The organism is Bradyrhizobium sp. Kon58 (genome assembly GCF_055807455.1).
The window spans coordinates 107,031-123,434 of record NZ_JBVVOT010000019.1; the positions used below are offsets into that span (position 1 = coordinate 107,031).

The following is a 16,404-nucleotide window of genomic DNA, read 5'->3' on the forward strand; positions in this document are numbered from 1 at the left end:
GCAGCGGGCTAGAAATGTACGCCGTGACCCGGCGCCTGCAGTTCGAGATGGCTCGCAACCGTCGCGCCGATGTCCGCAAATCCTGCGCGCTTGCCGATCGGAGAAGTTGACCGCGCGCTCCACGCCAAAATCGGCACTTGTTCCCGGGTGTGATCGGTACCGCTCCAGGTCGGGTCGCAACCATGATCGGCCGTGATGATCAGGAAATCATCCTCGCGCAGGCGGTTCAGCAGATCCGGAACGCGCGCATCGAAGGTTTCGAGTGCCGCTGCATAGCCCCCGACATCTCGGCGATGGCCGTACAGCGTGTCGAAATCGATAAAATTGGCGAACAACATCCCGCCCTCCGCGAGAGAGGCCAACCCATCGAGGGTGGCGTCGAACAGCGCCTGGTTGCCGTCGCCGCGCAGGTTCCTCCCGGTCGCGCGATGGGCGAAGATGTCGTCGATCTTGCCGATCGTGACGATGTCACGGCCTGCGCTTTCGGCAAGATCGAGGATCGTCCGCTCGGGAGGGGGGACGGAAAAGTCCTTTCTGTGGGCTGTCCGCTTGAAGTCACCTGCCGACGTGCCGATGAAGGGACGTGCGATGACGCGCCCGATGTTGAGGGGATCGATCAGTCGGCGGGCAATGCGGCAGACCTCATAGAGGCGTTCGAGTCCGAACGTCTGCTCGTGCGCTGCGACCTGAAACACGCTGTCGGCCGATGTATAGCAGATCGGTTCGCCCGTCCTGATGTGACGCTCGCCGAATTCGGCGATGATCTCGGTGCCGGAGGCGTGACAGTTCCCGAGAATGCCGGGCAATCGAGCCTGTTCGCACAGGCGCTCCACCAGGTCGCGCGGAAAGCACGGCTTGGTTCTTGGAAAATAGCCCCAGTCGAACGGCACCGGCACGCCGGCGATCTCCCAATGGCCGGATGGCGTGTCCTTGCCTTTGGAGATCTCGCTCGCGCAGCCAAATCGCGCGTGCTCAGGACGGCCATCGAGCCCCGGCGGCACGCGTCCGGTGGCGAGACGGCAAGCCTCGCCAAGTCCGAGCGCAACCAGATTGGGAAGCCGAAGCGGCCCCTCCCGGCCTGGTCCGTCGGCAGTGCCGGCCATGCACATGTCAGCAATGTGGCCGACGGTATCGGCACCCTCGTCGCCGTAATTGATGGCATCGGGGGCGGCGCCGATCCCGACGGAGTCCATCACCAGGATCAGGGCACGCATGTCGGCTCCGAGATGGCTGGGCGGGAAGACGCTACGGACGGCGCGAGTCCGGTTTTCGCGCAATAGCGTTCGACCATCTGTGCGCAGAAATCCGCGAACTCGTTGACGTCGAGGGGCGGGCTGGTGTGATGAGGTTCGATACCGCGATGTTCCGGGGTGAAGCAGAAGGTCACGGTGACCTGAAACTCGGCCAGCGCGTCCATCTGCCGATCGAACCAGGCGAGCGCGTTGGGACGGAAGCTGTCGGCCCAGGACAGGCCGGTCCTGAGATGCTGCACGCCGAGCCGGCGCATCCAGCGCACGGCGTCGTCGAGGCGGTGGTCCTCGAAGTGAAACCACTGGCACAGGCCCATCGCGGGTGCATATTGGGCGAAAAGGTCCGCCGAGGCTTTCGGCGTTCCGTCCTCGCGCAGCAGCCCCATGTGGAAGTGCCGATAGTACGACGAGCCTTCAGCTTCCTTGTGCCGCGTGGTCGCCTCCCAGCTCGAAGGAAGATCGTAGAGGCTGTACCAATGAATCCGCGGCACGCGGCCGATCAACAACTCCGCCGTTCGGGTCAGTCCCCAGGCCTGCACCTCCTCGGCACCGAAGGACGAGACTCCCACCTCGCTCACCCACACCGGCAGGGAAGTGACGGCCTTGATCTCGTCGAGCTTGGCCGGCCATTCCGAGATCTGCCACAGGTTCCAGTCCAGCGGAAAGCCGTGCACGGCCACGGCATCGACATGATCGAGCACGCCGCGCGCCTGCATGTTGCGGATGAAGGACGGATCGATCGGCGATATACCGCCAAGCACACGCGGCAGTGTGGGATGCGCACTGCGGATCGCCTTTCCGGCAGCGAGCGCCAGGCTCGCGAACATGGTCCAATCCGGATCGATCAGGATGTCCCAGTGCGACTTGTTGTTGGGCTCGTTCCAGATCTTGGCCGCTTCGATCATCGGCCGGTCTCCCGCGACGGATAAACCGGACCTTCCGCCTGCGGCCTCGCCACCCGCTTGCAGAGATAGACTTCCTCTTCCGGATGCGCCGCGATCGCAAAGCCGGCGCTGCGCAGCATGGCTTCGGCGCAGGCGCGGTTCGGCACCCACCAATTTGTGGGGTCGTCGGCATATTTGTTCTCGATGAAGTGCAGCTTTGGATAGCCCGGGGAATCGAACTGATCGGTGGTCCAGAAGTCGTAGTTCTTGTCCAGGGAATCCACGCGGCTGTCGCCGCGCTGCATCGACTGGAACAACAGGAGATCGCCGGCGACGTGCTCGTGGATCAGGTCGAGTGCCAGCAGAGGGTGCCGCAGGTGATAGAGCACGCCCATGAAGATCACGAGATCGAACTTTTCGCGCAGCTGTCCGACATCGTAGGCTGACATCTTGCGGAATTCGATCCTGAGCCCGTTCACCTCAGCCGCGAAGCGCGCTTGCGCGAGATATTCGTCGTCAGTGTCCAGGCCGAGGACGCGCTCGGCGCCGCGTCGCTTCATCTCCATGGCGTAGAAACCGGCATTGCAGCCGATATCGAGCACGGTCTTGCCTTCGAGGCGGTCCGGGATGATCCCGGAGAAGCGGCGCCATTTCACGTTGGGATAGTCGCCGAGAAAGTGTGAAGGCGCGGTCGGCACGCCGTTCAGGTCCAGATTGTGAAACCATGGCCCGAGCGCATCGACGCGCTGACGGATTTCCTCGCGGGAGAGGGCGCCTCTGCTCATGCGGTCACTCCATTGTTCATTGCGTGGGCCGGGCGGGCTGCCTCCGGCGAACCGCCGGCCAGCAGCCGAGAGCGTCCGTTCCCGGCGGAGCTTTCCGCGAGCAACGCCATTGCCGTCCGGTAGCCGTCGATGGTGCCGACGTCGACATAGGATTCGCCAGCCTTGACGCCGAGACCCTGGCCGCCGGCCGCGATGTAGGCATTGACGAGCGTCCCGAAATATTCATCCCGGCGCTCGCGCTTCGTCCACAGCGACTGGAGCTCGCGAAATCCGTTGCCGGACATCTTGAAGGCGCCCCATATCCATTTCGACGCCGCATCCGGCTGCTTGACCTGGATCTCCGTGACACGATCGCCGTCGAGCACGACCGCATCGAAGAACTCGGGGTGCTCAACCGGAAACAGCAGAAATGACAGGTCAGCGGCCGGCAATGCCTGCAAGGCCGCCTTGGGGAACCAGACCGTGTCCGGAAGTCCGACCAGGATGTCTTCGTCGTGGCCAACGACCGTGCCCGCCCGGAACACGGCATCGCACAGCCCCGACGCATCGGGCTGCACGACATAGGCGAGCTGGGCGCTGCCATAATGATCGCCGAAATATTCGAGGATGTCCGATTTGCCGGGAGATATCACGAAGCAGATCTTGTCGGCGCCCCCAAGGATCAGCCGTTCCAGCAGATATTCGGAGACGGCGCACGGACGGTCGACGCCGTCGTCCCGTTGGCTTCCGACCGGAAGCAACTCCTTGGAAAAGGCGAGCGGCTGGATGCGGCTGCCGCGGCCCGCGGCCGGAACGATGCCCCACATGATCAGGCCTCCTCGGGTTGCTGTCGGCGTGCGCCAAGGGATGCCGTCTGCTCAAGCAGCGAAATCAGTTCGGCTGCGCGCTTGTCGGATGTGTGCTGATCCATGGTCCGTTCATATGCGCGCCCGGCGATGTGCTGAAGCTCGGCGTCGGCCATCGTCAACGCGGCAAGCGTGTCCTTCGCATCGCGTGCGATCAGGATCTCCTGCCCGGGTTCAAAGAATTCATCGAGTCCCGGCCAGTCGTCGCTGAGCAGCGGGGCCTTGCAGGCAGCGGCTTCGAACAGGCGGCCGGAGGGGCACCAGCCCATCTCCGCCATGGCGCGCCGCGTGACGTTGAGTGTCAGCCGGGACGACGCAAAGAACGACGCGTGCTCCGACGGCGGCAAGTGCTGCACGAAGTAGATGTTTGGCGACCAGGGAAAATCTTCCGGGTATTGTGCACCCCCGATCAGGAATCGCCGATCCTGCCTGCTGCGTGCAGGTTCGACGAACAGAGCCTCGAGCGCGCGCTGGCGATCCTGAGAATAAGTGCCGAGATAGGACAGATCCGCCCGGTAATGCGGCTGCGGCGGCACCGGTCGATGGGTGTCCGTATCGACATGGCCGTAGAGCGGGCGGACATTGCAGGCGCCGAGCCTGTCGCGAAATTCGTTGCAGATGCGTGGACCGCCGGTGAAGCTCAGGACCAGGGCGAAATCCCGCAGGCCGCGCGGCCCAATATAGGGAACGGCCTCGCCGTCCATGAGCTTCGCCAGCGTGACCGGCGTGTCGAGGTCGTAGAACACGGGCACCGCACGGCCCTCGGACAGGACAAGCTCCGTGGCGGCGATCGCGTCGGGACAATAGGAGGTCACGATCGCGACGTCGGCATCACGAATGTCGCTGCGCGCCAAAGGAAGCACGTCGTCCCAGTTCGAGAACAGTCGCAATTGGCCGCCGGGCAGCTCGTGCAAATCCCGCGCGCCGGCGTAATAGGGCACGTCGCGTTCGAAAAAGACGACGCTGTGGCCGGCTCGCGCGAGATGCTTGCAAAGCCCTCGCCACAAGGTGGCGTGGCCGTTGCCCCAGGACGAAGAAATTGTCAGGCCGAAAATGACGATCTTCACGCTGGCACCCGCTGATTGATCCCGGTGATCCTGAGTCCGCGATTGTCCACGCTGAGGGTGCTGACGCTGCCGGGGTCGATCTCGATCGAAAGAAAGTCGTCGAGCTCTTTCCGGGAATAGTGCAGCAGCGCCGCGCGGATCGGTTCTGCATGGCTGACGGCGACGACGACGGTGCCGCTACCGTGATCATTGCGCAGCTGCTCCAGATGGGCGACGACGCGCTTCTGGAGCGACCGCATGCTTTCGCCGCCCGGCGGGCGGTTCGTTCCGCGTTGTTCGTTCCAGCGCGACCATCGGGGGTCCCGGGCGAGCGCCTCGAACGACAGTCCGGTCCATTCGCCGTAGTCGAGCTCGTCGAGTGCCGGCACGATCTCGACCGGCAAGCCGAAGTGCGCCGCCAGGATGCAGGCCGACTGCATGCAGCGCCGCTGCGGGCTCGACTGAACCATGCTCGGCGGCGGCGTGAAGGTATCAGCACATCGCGCGATTTCCTCGCAGCCGAGATCATCGAGCTCTACGCCCTTCATCCGCCCACAGAGCGTGCGGCCGAGCAGGGCATGGTGCCCGTGGCGGATCAGATGAATGATCTTCGCCATCAGGTATACGCCTTGTCGTCGATGAAGGCGCGGGTTCGCCGTCCGGCTTCCTCGTCCGTGAACTGCTGAGGCGGCGACTTCATGAAATAGCTCGAAGGGCCCGTCAGCGCCCCGGCCTGCCCGCGGTCCATGGCAAGCTTGGCGCAGCGGACCGCGTCGATTACGACGCCCGCCGAGTTCGGGGAGTCCCATACCTCGAGCTTGACTTCCGCGCTCAAGGGAACACCGCCGAACGTCGTGCCCTCCAGGCGGATAAAGGCCAGCTTGCGGTCGGTCAGCCACGGCACATGGTCGCTCGGGCCGACATGGATATTGTCGGCATCCATGGGCACGTCGAACTGGCTGGTCACGGCTTGGGTTTTGGAGATCTTCTTTGATGTCAGCCGCTCGCGCTCGAGCATGTTCTTGAAATCGGTGTTGCCGCCGACATTGAGCTGGTAGGTTCTGTCCAGCCGCACGCCGCGTTCGCGGAAGAGGTTGGCGAGCACACGGTGCAGAATGGTGGCGCCAACCTGGCTCTTGATGTCGTCGCCGACGATCGGCAGGCCTGCGTCCTCGAAGCGCCGCCGCCAGTCGGGATGCGAGGCAATGAAGACCGGGATGCAATTAACGTAGCCGCAGCCGGCCTCGATCGCGCGCGCGGCGTAAAATTCGCTCGCGCGCTGCGAACCGACGGGAAGATAGGACACAAGCACGTCCGTGCGCGACGTCGCGAGCACTTCGGAGACGTCCGCTTCCGGGACATCCGCGATCGGAACGTCATCCTTGAGATATTGGCCGACGCCGTCCATGACCGGGCCGCGTTGGACCACGACGCCGGTGGGCGCGACGTCGGAGAAGCGGTGGGTGTTGTTCGGCGCTGCGAAGATCGCCTCGGCCACGTCGCGTCCGACCTTGCCGGCATGGACGTCAAAGGCCGACGCGACCTGAATGTCGCTGATGTGGTAGCCGCCGAGATCGGCGTTCATCAGCCCAGGCACCGGCTCATTCGATTTGGCGTCCCGGTAGTAGGAGAGCCCCTGAACGAAGGAGCTCGCACAATTGCCGACACCGACGATGCCGACGCGCACACGCCGCCTGTCCTGAAGACGAGAATGCATGGATCGAGGCCCTCCGGAAGACGTGCAGCGTTGAGGCATGCAGTGTTGAAGACTTGCAGTGTTGACGTAAGTACGTCGGCGAACGTGAGGAACGTATGTTCGTTCCTGAACTCACGGCACTATGTCCGCCTCACGTCGGATTTCGGCCGAAAAAATTTCGCGCGCTTAACCTGGGATAGAATCCCGGGGAGTTTGGCGGGAACGAAACGCTGCCATGATGAAGATGAAGAAGATGATGCTTTGAGAGAGTCCGGCCTACAAAAGAACAAATCCTCGCGTCCGGCGTTCACGGCGAAACAGTCTGACGCGACGACCTAACCGTCGCTTGCTCTTTGTCGGAAATCGAGGTGTCACATGTCATCCAAATCACAAACCAGCGAAGCCCAGCAGACCACCAGCCATGACGTGATCCGGAAATGGGCGGAGGAGCGCGGCGGAAAGCCCGCGACGGTCAAGGCTACCGAGGAGGACGGACACGCCGGCATCCTGCGCATCGATTTCGATCCGCCCGACGAAGGGCTCGACCGGATCGGCTGGGACGAATTCTTCACCAAGTTCGACGAGGCCGGCATTGCCTTCCTCCACCAGGACCAGACCAAGGACGGTAAGCCGAGCCGCTTTCACAAATTCGTGCGACGCTAGTTGGATCACCACGTGTCGGGCAGCTGGACCGAGGCGATGCGGGCAGGCGAGTTCGAACGCGCCTGGGCGATCAATGACCGCGATCTGACGGTGCTTGCGTATCCCCCCAAGCATACCGGGCCTCGTCACCTCCAGCGCATCTGGCGCGGCGAGGAGCTGAGGGGCAAGGATGTACTGGTCCGCTGTTACCACGGGCTCGGCGACACCATCCAGTTCCTGCGCTTCATGCGGCCGCTTCGTGGCGTCGCGCGCCGCGTCACGGTCTGGTGCCAGAGCGAGCTTCGGCCGCTGGTTGAGCGAGCGGCCGGCGTCGATCGGGCCTTTGCGCTCCACGACGGTGCACCTGACGTCGACTTCGAGGTCGATATCGAGATTATGGAGGTGCCGCATGCCATAAGGGCGAGGCGGGAGCAGGTCGAAATGCGCGCACCTTACGTTTCGCTGCCGTCGGCGATCGAGCTACCACTGCCACAAGGTCTTGCCGTCGGCCTGGTTTGGGAGGTTGGCAACTGGGACAAGCGAAGGACCATCCCGCCGTCCCTGCTAGGGCAACTTGCCGTTCCCGGCGTGACGCTCTGCTCACTGCAACGCGGGGCCCGGACGCGCGAACTGGCCGAGATCGGCGCGAAGGACGTCAGTACGCCCGACATTACGGTTCTCGGTCATCTCCTCCAGCGGCTAGATCTGCTCATTTGCGTCGACACCATGGTGGCTCATCTCGCGGGAGCACTCGGCTGTGACGCGTGGGTCTTGTTGCATGCGGATTGCGATTGGCGCTGGCCGTCATCCGAGTCCCATTCCCTTTGGTATCCGAGCCTGCGGCTGTTTCATCAGAGGACATCAGGCAATTGGGATAGCGTCCTTGGAGAGGTGCGGGAGGCCCTGATTGCACGCTCCGCAAGTCTCCAGGGTGTCGTCCGCAAGGAGCTCAAGCGAGCGCAAGGTCCGCCGTAAGTGGCCGGAGACGCGAGGACGACGCATCGTCGCGGCTGGACGGAATGCCCAGGTAAGTCGGATCGAATCTTGCGAGCCGTACGAGGCCCGGCCAGTCCGTGATCGTTACCGTCTTACCCTGCCATTGCAGGAGGTTGCATCGTCGCAGTTCCTGAATCGTGCGGTTGGCGTGGACCGGGGAGATGCTGCATGCTGCCGCAAGGTCCGATTGGGTGAAGGGTGATGGCAGCCTGAGATCTCTCGCCAAGCCGACGCTTTGCAAGCGGGTGGTGATCTCGCACAGCAGATGCGCCACACGCGTCAATGCATCACGGCTACCCAGGTTCACTGTCCAGTTGCGCTGAATGGCGTGGCTGGTGAGCAGCATCAGCAGCAATGCGCGAGCCATAGCGGGCGAACGCGCCGACAAATCGTGGAAGAAACGGTGTGGCACGAGAGCGACGATGGCGGGGCCAAGTGCGATCAGGTTGCCGTCAACGCGAGGACGATAAAGCGTGTGTAGATCGGCGATGTCTCCGGGAACATGGATTGACGTGATCTGCCCGTCTGCACTCTCTGCATCCTGCCACGACAGGTATCCCTGAAGGAGCAGACAGCACTGGGTGGCATCATCGCCATGCCGCAAAACGGCCTGACGCGAACCGAGATGCGCGATTGTGCTTGCCATGTCCGCGAGCAGGTGGAGATCGTCGGCCGTTACGGGAGTGAGGCTCGCCAACCGGTCGGCGAGCTTGGAGAACGCAAATCCTGCCTGCATTGGTCGCCTAACAACTCAGAACCCGTCTCCAATCTGATCGATGAGAACGATAGAGCGCATTAAACTTTGATAGTTTCACTCCATGCAGGTCATGTTTGTCTGCCCAGCATGCGCCCAGAAGTGGGAGGGACCATCGGTCAAACGGTTCCGGAACAGTAGACGGCGCATGCGATCGTCCTCAGGGATCGGACGATTCGGGAACCGGAAGCGCGAGGCGCGCTCAGGCGAAGCATCTGTGTTCTCGCGGCGGGATCCGCGGAGATCGCGCTAGTCATGCTCATACTGTTCCGAGAGAAACTGGTTGATCGCGTCGAACGCCTGCAACCGGTTCTTCTCCAGCAGAACCATGTGCGTGCCTTCGCCGATCTCGACCCATCGCCGATATCGCGCGTGTTTCAGTGAGAGGAAGAAATCCTGCGCCGAGCTGATGGGCACGTCCCGGTCCCATTCGGCGTGGACCAGAAGCACCGGCACGCGAATGGCGCTGGCGTCGTAAAGGGCCTTGCCGGCGGCCCAGTATTCGCGGATGTCCAGGATCGGGCCGTTCACGGCACGCATGAGCGGACGAGCTCCTGCGCTGGCCTGCGGGTCTGTCGCGAGCGAGATGTTCGCCCACAGTTCGAAGCCGCCTGCCGGAATTAGGCTTGATCGCGCTGCTTCCGGCGCTGCCGAAAGCCAGCGCTCCCTGAAGTCCAGAACAGGGACGTTGCGATAGGCCCCGAGGCGGCCGCCCGCATCGATCGGAGCCGGGCCTTTCAGCAACCACAGCGGCGCGACCAGCGCGAGCTTTACGATCTTGTCGTTATTGCCCGCCGTGTAAGCGCCGGCCACAGAGCCGCCCCAGGACATCGCGACCAGATTGAGCTGCGTGATGTTGCGCTGCTTCAGGATATATTGGACTGCGCTGGCGAGATCGCGCACGCCCACCTCGGTGCGCACAAGCGGCTCTGAGTCCTCGGGCGCCACGTCCATTTGGAGCGGACGCGTCGATCCGCCATAGCCGCGCACGTCGAGTGCAAAGACGTCGTAGCCATGCCCGGCGAGATAATCCATGAAGGAGATGCCGCCGAGCGGCGCGTCGAACAGACTTTCCGACGAATAGGTCGCGCCATGCATCATCAGGATGGTTCGCTCTGCGGAAAACGTCGTGAGCGCCGCGTGTCGCTTGTTGCGCAAGTGAAGCGAGATGCCGGCCGTGTCGCTCGGGATCATGAGATCCTCGACCACGATGTCGGGCCTCTCTGCCCGCGCGTAAGTTTGCTGGTCCATGATCGGTCTCCTTGATTAGAGGAATTGCCAGGCGAAGCGATCGCCGCGACGGTCGATGCGTCCGACGGACGATTGTGCGAAATGGGTGGTGAAGACGGTTGCGCCACGCTCGGCTGCGTCCTCCAGGACGCTGGCGCGCGAGCGCAAGGAGGCCTTAGGGAATTCGCAGAAGCAGGAATTGAGCGAAGGCTCATACACCTGCAGCGGATGGTGCATCACGTCGCCGGCAAACAGCGCCTGCTGGCCCCGTGACACGAGGCGGATCGACGCGTGATCGATACTGTGGCCGGGCGTCGGAATGAAGCAGATGCCGTCCAGGACCTCCTCACCATTTACGGAGATGAGCTTGGCAAGGCCGGCCTCGATCACCGGCCGCACACTGTCGTCATAGACCCGGTCGGCCGGCTTGCGCGCCACCGGGCCGAGCGCAGGGTCCGGGCGCGCTGCCCCAGTGGGGTCGTTGCCCGCCGCGAGGCTCTCGCCGTAGGCCTGCTCGATCCCGGAGAAGACGTAGGTCGCATTCGGGAACGTCGGAATCCAGCGATTGTCGACGAGTCGCGTGTTCCAGCCGACGTGGTCAGCATGGACATGAGTGAGCAGAACGTAGTCCACCTGTTCCGGGGCGACTCCCGCCGCCGCCAGCCGCGCCAGGAAGGGCTCGTTCAGACGATGGAGCGGCGGGATGTCGGGCCGGTTCTTGTCGTTGCCGGTCGCCGTGTCGATCAGGATCGTGTGGTGCGGGGTTTTGACCAGCCAGCTGTGGATGCTCTGGATGAAGGTGCCGGTCGCAGGATCGAAAGAGCCCGCCTCCAGCCGGTCGCGATGACGCGCCAGCGCATCCGGCTCGGCGTCAGGATAGAGGGCCTCGAACTTGAATGCGGCGAGCCGCAATTCATCGATCCGCGTGACGGTTGCATCGCCAACGCGATAGGTTTTCGTCGCTTGCGTCATCAAGGTCCTCCACTCCAGGTCGTGGCTGAGCTGGCCTGATTGCCAGCGCCGCCGTGACCGGGAAGTACGAAGCGCGCCACACCGCCGGGAGAGCCGTGGGCTCGATAGGTCCCATCGACCCCGTCGATATCGAAAGGCTGTCAGCCGAGCTTTTCAGGCCGCCATTTTGGCTTTACCTCTCTCATCGCGGCTCGTCCGGCCGCGATCATGTGCCTTGAAACGGAGGAGGACCGATGCCGGATGCGGAAAACGGTCCAGGTCGGCCGGCCGACGATACCGATCTTGCCGAGATCGACCTTGGCCTACTGCTCGCCCTGGAGGCTCTGCTGCGCGAGCGGAACGTCACGCGTGCGGCGTCGCGCCTGAACATCGGCCAGCCGGCGCTATCGGCTCGGCTGAACCGGCTGCGACAGGTCTTTGCCGATCCGTTGTTCGTGCCCGCGGCGGCGGGCCGCGGCGTGGTGCCGACGACGAGAGCGGTGGAGCTGCAGGCGGAGCTGGCGGACGTGCTCGGCAAGCTCCGTCGCATGGTCGAGGGACCGGCCGTATTCGACCCTGTCCGCAGCCAGCGCACCTTTGTCGTTGCCATCCATGAGAATCCAGCCGTGACGCTGGCGCCCGGATTCGTCGCGCGGTTGACCTCGATGGCCGCACGGGCGCGGCTGGCCTTCGTTCATCCCACGCGCGACGTCGTCGATCGTCTTGAGCGGGGCGAGATCGACATTCTGGTGACGGGGGCTGACGGGGCACACGGCGATCTGATGCAGCGCCCGCTTTTCGAGGACAGCTTCCTCTCCGCCCAGCGCAAGGGTCATCCCCGCGGCAACGGCGCGCTCGATCTCGATCGCTTTTGTGCGCTCGATCATCTGCTGATCTCTGCCGACGGCGGCGGCTTCTCAGGCCTCGTCGACGATGCGCTGGCTGCGCTCGGACGTTCCCGACGCGTCGCCGTCTCGATTCAAACCTATGCGCTGGCGCCGGTCATCCTTGCGCACAGTGACTGTATCTGCACACTACCGCGACGTTTTCTCATGCGATTTTCCCACGAGCTCGATCTCACGCCGCCGCCGCTCGATCTGCCGCCAGCGCGTATCGTTGCGCTGTGGCATCCGCGCAATCAGGAGGACGGAGCTCATGCCTGGCTACGCGAGTGCCTGTACCAAGCGGCCGCCTCCTGATTCGACTTGCCTCAACCGCACCAGTTCACGCATCTAAACTTGATGATCCTCGAGCGGCGATGGCCGTGATCTCGAGTTTGACACCGGGACCGAGATCGGCCACGCCGATTGCGGCGCGCGCCGGCAGATGAGCCTCTGCAAAATGCGCCTTCCAGGCCGCGTTGAAGTCTGCCTTCTCCTTGAGGCTCGTCATGTAGATGGTCACCTGCAAGACGTTGCTCAGATCGGATCCGAGGCTCTTGAGCAGCTGCGCCAACTGCCCGAGGACGTCGTTTGCCTGGCCGGACATATCGAGGCTCGCGTCCTCGGGGACGATGCCACCGATGTAAAGCACGCCATTGTGCTCGACCACTTCGTGGAGCAGACCTTCGTAGGGCAAGACGCGCTTGATCATGATGGGACCGATGTTGCTGTGTGACGAGCCGGCATATCGCACATTTCAATGTCAGTGTCGTCGCAAGAGATCTCGCGCCAAGTCTTACCGAAAGACCGACCGTGCGGCTCGGAATGTAGCCGACTAAACCGTTGAAAATAAAAGCACAAATTGATCGAAAATCGCCGCCTGTCGTCACTTCGAACGTTCGCCAAGCTGTCCTTGCACGAGCGCCCGGCATTTTCGCCGGCCCTGACCCGACGACATCGAAGAGCGGATCGCTATACTGCTATCCGGATGACATCGGTGCGGCCGGGACAGTGCCGCGACCGGAACAAGGAATGCGACGATGGACGATACGATTGGCTTCCCCGACCCCGGCCTCGACCTGTCCGACGGCTTCAAGCCGCACACCTCGCATTGGGGCGTGTTCTCGGCACGTCAAGGCGAGGCCGGGCTCGAGGTCAGGGCGTATGCGGGCGATCCCGATCCGAACGGCATCATCGGCAATTTTCCCGGCGCGCTGCGCCATCAGGCGCGCATCACCCAACCTGCGATCCGCCGCGGCTGGCTCGAACGCGGTTCCGGTCCGGACGATCGCCGCGGCCGCGACGAATTCGTCTCCGTCAGCTGGGAGAAGGCGCTCGATCTGCTCGGCGACGAGCTGGCACGCATCCGTGACACGCGCGGCCCCGGCGCGGTGTTCGGCGGCTCCTATGGCTGGTCGAGTGCCGGCCGCTTCCACCACGCCCAGAGCCAGGTGCATCGCTTCCTCAACATCGCCTTGGGCGGCTATGTGCGCTCGGTGAACTCCTATTCCTCCGGCGCGTCCTCGGTGCTGCTGCCGCAGATCCTCTGCGGCTACGAGGACATAACCAAGCGCAACGTTACCTGGGAGCAGATCGCGGCTGATACCGAAATCGTGTTGGCGTTCGGCGGCATGGCGCTGAAGAACTCGATGGTCGCAGGCGGCTCGATCAGCAAGCATGTCGAGCGCGGCGCGATGGAAGCTGCGCGCCGCCGCGGCTGCGAGTTCATCCTGGTCAGCCCGTTGCGCGAAGACCTGCCCGTCGAGGCCGGCGCCGAATGGATGACATGCGTGCCCGGCACCGACACCGCGCTGATGCTCGGCATCGTTCATACGCTGATCGCGGAAAACCTGCACGACCAGGCCTTCCTCGATCGCTACACTGAGGGATGGCCCGTCTTCCTGCGCTATCTCACCGGCGAGAGCGACGGCCAACCCAAGCACGCCGAATGGGCCGCCGCGATCTGCGGCGTCGACACTGACACAATTCGCAAGCTGGCGCGCCGCCTCGCCGGCAAGCGTGCGCTCATCACCGTCTCTCATTCGCTCCAGCGCGCCGAGCATGGCGAGCAGCCGGTGTGGATGGGCATGGTGCTGGCGGCAGTGCTCGGCCAGATCGGTCTCTCCGGCGGCGGCTACGCCTATTCGTTGGGGGCGATCGGCTATTACGGCCGCCGCGTCAACGACGTGCCGGGGCCGACACTGGGGCAGGGCCGCAACGCTGTCCGCGATTTCATTCCGGTGGCGCGCATCGCCGACATGCTGCTCAATCCCGGCAGTACCTATCGCTACAACGGCGAGACGCGCACCTATCCGGATATCCGCCTCGTCTACTGGGCCGGCGGCAATCCCTTCCATCACCACCAGGACATCAATCGTTTGCGCAAGGCGTTTGCGAAAGTCGACACGCTGGTCGTGCACGAACTCGCATGGACTGCCACGGCCCGGCACGCCGACATCGTCCTGCCCTCGACGATGACGCTCGAGCGCGAGGACATCGGCTATTCCAGCAACGATCCTCTGATGGTCGCCATGCACCGGATTGCCGAGCCGTTCGGCCTTGCGCGCGACGACTACGAGATCTTTGCCGATCTCGCCGACCGTCTCGGCGCGCGCGAACCCTTTACCGAGGGGCGGACGTCACGGCAGTGGCTGGAGCACCTTTATGAGCCGACCCGCGCCTCGCTCGAAGCGCGCGGCCTGGAGGCGCCGAGCTTCGAAGAGTTCTGGCGGCGCGGCAGCCTGGTCGTGCCGCAGCAGCCCGACGACGGTGGCCGGCTGCGCCGCTTTCGCGACGATCCCGTCAACCACGCTTTGCCGACGCCGAGCGGTCGCATCGAAATATTCTCTGCCAAGATCGCGGGTCATGGCGATGCGGATTGTCCGGGCCATCCGGTCTGGCTGGAGAAGTCCGACATGCCGAAGCCGGGGGCGCCGTGCTTCCTGGTCGCCAACCAGCCGGTGACGCGTCTGCATAGCCAGCTCGATTTCGGTGGACATTCGCTTCAAAGCAAACATCGCGGCCGCGAGGTCGCGCGCATGAACCCGCAGGACGCAGACGCACGCGGGATCAAGCACGGCGACATCATTCGGCTGTTCAACGCGCGCGGCGCCTGTCTCGCCGCGGTCCACGTCACCGACGGTATCGCGCCCGGCGTGGTTCAGCTCCCGACCGGCGCCTGGTACGACCCGATGGACCCCGAAGGCGACGCGCCGCTCTGCGTGCACGGCAATCCGAACGTACTCACCCGCGACGTCGGCACCTCGTCCTTTGCGCAGGGCTGCACCGGCCAGCTCACGACAGTCGAGGTCGAGAAGTTCACCGGCAATCTGCCGCCGATCCGGGCTTTCGATCCGGTGTAGAAAAAAGGGGCCGCCCTGTGTGGGGCAGGGACGGCCCCGAGTGGCTCGCAGGCCCGGGAGGATGAGGGCGCGAGCGAATGTTCACGCGGCTGCGCTGATCCAGTCTCTCTCCGCAGAAGGACGACGCGGCGGGAATGCTTGCATCTCTCGCCGTTCGCCCTTGCTGGCGAGGCGCCAGCGTGCCGGGGATTGATCGCTGATGCGCTTGAACACGGTCGAAAAATGCGCCTGCGTGCTGAAGCCGACCGCAAGCGCGATCTCCGCCAACGGCCGGTCGGTGGTTGCCAGCAGCATCTTGGCATGCTCGATCCGGTGATTGAGAAGATATTCGCGGGGCCGGTAACCGGTCGCGACGCGGAACTGCGCCGCAAAGTGCATTCTGGACAGGCCGGCGACGTTGGCGAGTTCGGACAGGCTGATGCAGCGGTGGAAATGATCGGCGACATATTGCTCGACGCGCCGCAGCCGCCATTTCGGCAAGGCGTTGACCCTGGCGCGTGGCAATTCCAGGCGCGCCAGATGCATCGCAAGGGTTTGACCGATGCAGCGCGTAAACTCGTGGTCCGCGGCGTCGCCAAGTTCGATCAGCGCCTTGGCAAGCTCGGCTGCGAGCGGATCGCGCAACAACACGAGATCATTCAATCCCTCGGCTCCGGAAAATTGTGCCGGAAATTGGTCCGCGGAAATGTAAATGTGCAAGAAGGCGCATGGCGCCTGGAATTGCACGGCAAGGGGCTTCGACGGCGCGGTGAGATACAGTGTGCCCGCGGGCATGGCCCCGTCGAAAATGACTTGGCGATCCCGGGTCAGTTTCGCCCGCGTGGTCTTCAGGGCGACGCCGACGAAATAGCGATCCTCAGGCGTCGTCGCTTGGTGCGACGAGGTGCTCCGCGGGTCCTCCCATCGCGAGATCGCGATGTCCTCGGCGGCCGCCCCCGCGCGCGGATCGATCTGACGCCATTGACGCTCCCGAATGATCCCCTGTGTTGCCTGGGGGATCTCGCAATCCCCCGAGCCGCCCGGAAATTCAATCCAGGCATCGGCCGCCTGCAAATTGGTCAACATCGTTCGTCCTCTCCGGG

General features: G+C 63.9%; 16 protein-coding genes. 4 read left to right on the forward strand and 12 right to left on the reverse strand.

Translation table 11 applies throughout. The features are described from left to right. Positions 1 to 8: 8 nt before the first annotated feature. Genes AC0L20_RS26930 through AC0L20_RS26960 form a run of 7 tightly spaced genes read right to left on the reverse strand, consistent with a single transcriptional unit; the run spans position 9 to position 6,527 of the window. A complete protein-coding gene (locus AC0L20_RS26930) occupies positions 9 to 1,214 on the reverse strand; it encodes a phosphopentomutase (protein ID WP_473293752.1) in 1,206 nt (401 codons plus the stop codon). Then, entirely contained in the window at positions 1,202 to 2,155 is a 954-nt protein-coding gene (locus tag AC0L20_RS26935; protein WP_473293753.1) for a glycoside hydrolase 5 family protein, read from the reverse strand. Before AC0L20_RS26935 ends, AC0L20_RS26930 begins: the two co-directional genes overlap by 13 nt. Continuing rightward, the gene (locus tag AC0L20_RS26940) at positions 2,152 to 2,919 is read right to left on the reverse strand and encodes a TIGR04290 family methyltransferase (RefSeq protein ID WP_275169432.1); all 768 of its coding nucleotides are present in this window, start codon (positions 2,917 to 2,919) and stop codon (positions 2,152 to 2,154) included. The genes AC0L20_RS26935 and AC0L20_RS26940 overlap by 4 nt, the downstream gene beginning before the upstream one ends. After that, complete coding sequence (locus tag AC0L20_RS26945) at positions 2,916 to 3,725, reverse strand: nucleotidyltransferase family protein (RefSeq protein WP_473293755.1); 810 nt, start codon at positions 3,723 to 3,725, stop codon at positions 2,916 to 2,918. The genes AC0L20_RS26940 and AC0L20_RS26945 overlap by 4 nt, the downstream gene beginning before the upstream one ends. Before the next feature lie 2 nt (positions 3,726 to 3,727). Beyond that, positions 3,728 to 4,831: a CgeB family protein gene (locus AC0L20_RS26950; RefSeq protein WP_473293756.1), complete on the reverse strand. Its 1,104-nt coding sequence runs from the start codon at positions 4,829 to 4,831 to the stop codon at positions 3,728 to 3,730. Beyond that, positions 4,828 to 5,427, reverse strand: coding sequence for a histidine phosphatase family protein (locus tag AC0L20_RS26955; RefSeq protein WP_473293757.1), 600 nt, complete (start codon positions 5,425 to 5,427; stop codon positions 4,828 to 4,830). Before AC0L20_RS26955 ends, AC0L20_RS26950 begins: the two co-directional genes overlap by 4 nt. After that, on the reverse strand, positions 5,427 to 6,527 hold the full coding sequence (locus tag AC0L20_RS26960; protein WP_473293758.1) for an inositol-3-phosphate synthase: 1,101 nt from the start codon (positions 6,525 to 6,527) through the stop codon (positions 5,427 to 5,429). The genes AC0L20_RS26955 and AC0L20_RS26960 overlap by 1 nt, the downstream gene beginning before the upstream one ends. 354 nt (positions 6,528 to 6,881) lie before the next feature. Between AC0L20_RS26960 and AC0L20_RS26965 the strand changes: the two genes are divergently transcribed. Together AC0L20_RS26965 and AC0L20_RS26970 are read left to right on the forward strand one after the other, a co-directional pair. Further along, positions 6,882 to 7,169, forward strand: a complete 288-nt coding sequence (locus AC0L20_RS26965; protein ID WP_247350305.1) for a hypothetical protein — start codon at positions 6,882 to 6,884, stop codon at positions 7,167 to 7,169. A 12-nt stretch (positions 7,170 to 7,181) separates the two neighbouring features. Further along, entirely contained in the window at positions 7,182 to 8,123 is a 942-nt protein-coding gene (locus AC0L20_RS26970; protein ID WP_473293759.1) for a glycosyltransferase family protein, read from the forward strand. On the opposite strand, the gene AC0L20_RS26975 is transcribed toward AC0L20_RS26970, so the two are convergent. The 3 genes from AC0L20_RS26975 to AC0L20_RS26985 form a co-directional block, all read right to left on the reverse strand. Further along, complete coding sequence (locus tag AC0L20_RS26975; RefSeq protein WP_473293760.1) at positions 8,098 to 8,880, reverse strand: Crp/Fnr family transcriptional regulator; 783 nt, start codon at positions 8,878 to 8,880, stop codon at positions 8,098 to 8,100. The genes AC0L20_RS26970 and AC0L20_RS26975 overlap by 26 nt on opposite strands. A 267-nt stretch (positions 8,881 to 9,147) precedes the next feature. After that, positions 9,148 to 10,149 (reverse strand): alpha/beta hydrolase, encoded by a 1,002-nt coding sequence (locus AC0L20_RS26980; RefSeq protein WP_473293761.1) that lies wholly within the window; start codon positions 10,147 to 10,149, stop codon positions 9,148 to 9,150. 15 nt (positions 10,150 to 10,164) lie between these two features. Then, the gene (locus AC0L20_RS26985; protein ID WP_473293762.1) at positions 10,165 to 11,100 is read right to left on the reverse strand and encodes an MBL fold metallo-hydrolase; all 936 of its coding nucleotides are present in this window, start codon (positions 11,098 to 11,100) and stop codon (positions 10,165 to 10,167) included. Positions 11,101 to 11,333: 233 nt separating this feature from the next. Between AC0L20_RS26985 and AC0L20_RS26990 the strand changes: the two genes are divergently transcribed. Beyond that, positions 11,334 to 12,278 (forward strand): LysR family transcriptional regulator, encoded by a 945-nt coding sequence (locus tag AC0L20_RS26990; RefSeq protein ID WP_473293763.1) that lies wholly within the window; start codon positions 11,334 to 11,336, stop codon positions 12,276 to 12,278. 25 nt (positions 12,279 to 12,303) lie between these two features. Here AC0L20_RS26990 and AC0L20_RS26995 read toward each other — a convergent pair whose 3' ends face one another. Next, positions 12,304 to 12,672 (reverse strand): RidA family protein, encoded by a 369-nt coding sequence (locus AC0L20_RS26995; RefSeq protein ID WP_473293764.1) that lies wholly within the window; start codon positions 12,670 to 12,672, stop codon positions 12,304 to 12,306. Between the two features lie 328 nt (positions 12,673 to 13,000). Here AC0L20_RS26995 and AC0L20_RS27000 point away from each other — a divergent pair, with 328 nt between their 5' ends. Beyond that, positions 13,001 to 15,322 carry a molybdopterin guanine dinucleotide-containing S/N-oxide reductase gene (locus tag AC0L20_RS27000; RefSeq protein WP_473293765.1) on the forward strand — a complete coding sequence of 774 codons (2,322 nt, stop codon included), beginning with the start codon at positions 13,001 to 13,003 and terminating at the stop codon, positions 15,320 to 15,322. An 81-nt stretch (positions 15,323 to 15,403) separates the two neighbouring features. Here the strand turns inward: AC0L20_RS27000 and AC0L20_RS27005 are convergent, their stop codons facing one another. Then, complete coding sequence (locus tag AC0L20_RS27005) at positions 15,404 to 16,387, reverse strand: helix-turn-helix domain-containing protein (protein WP_473293766.1); 984 nt, start codon at positions 16,385 to 16,387, stop codon at positions 15,404 to 15,406. Positions 16,388 to 16,404 lie beyond the last annotated feature (17 nt).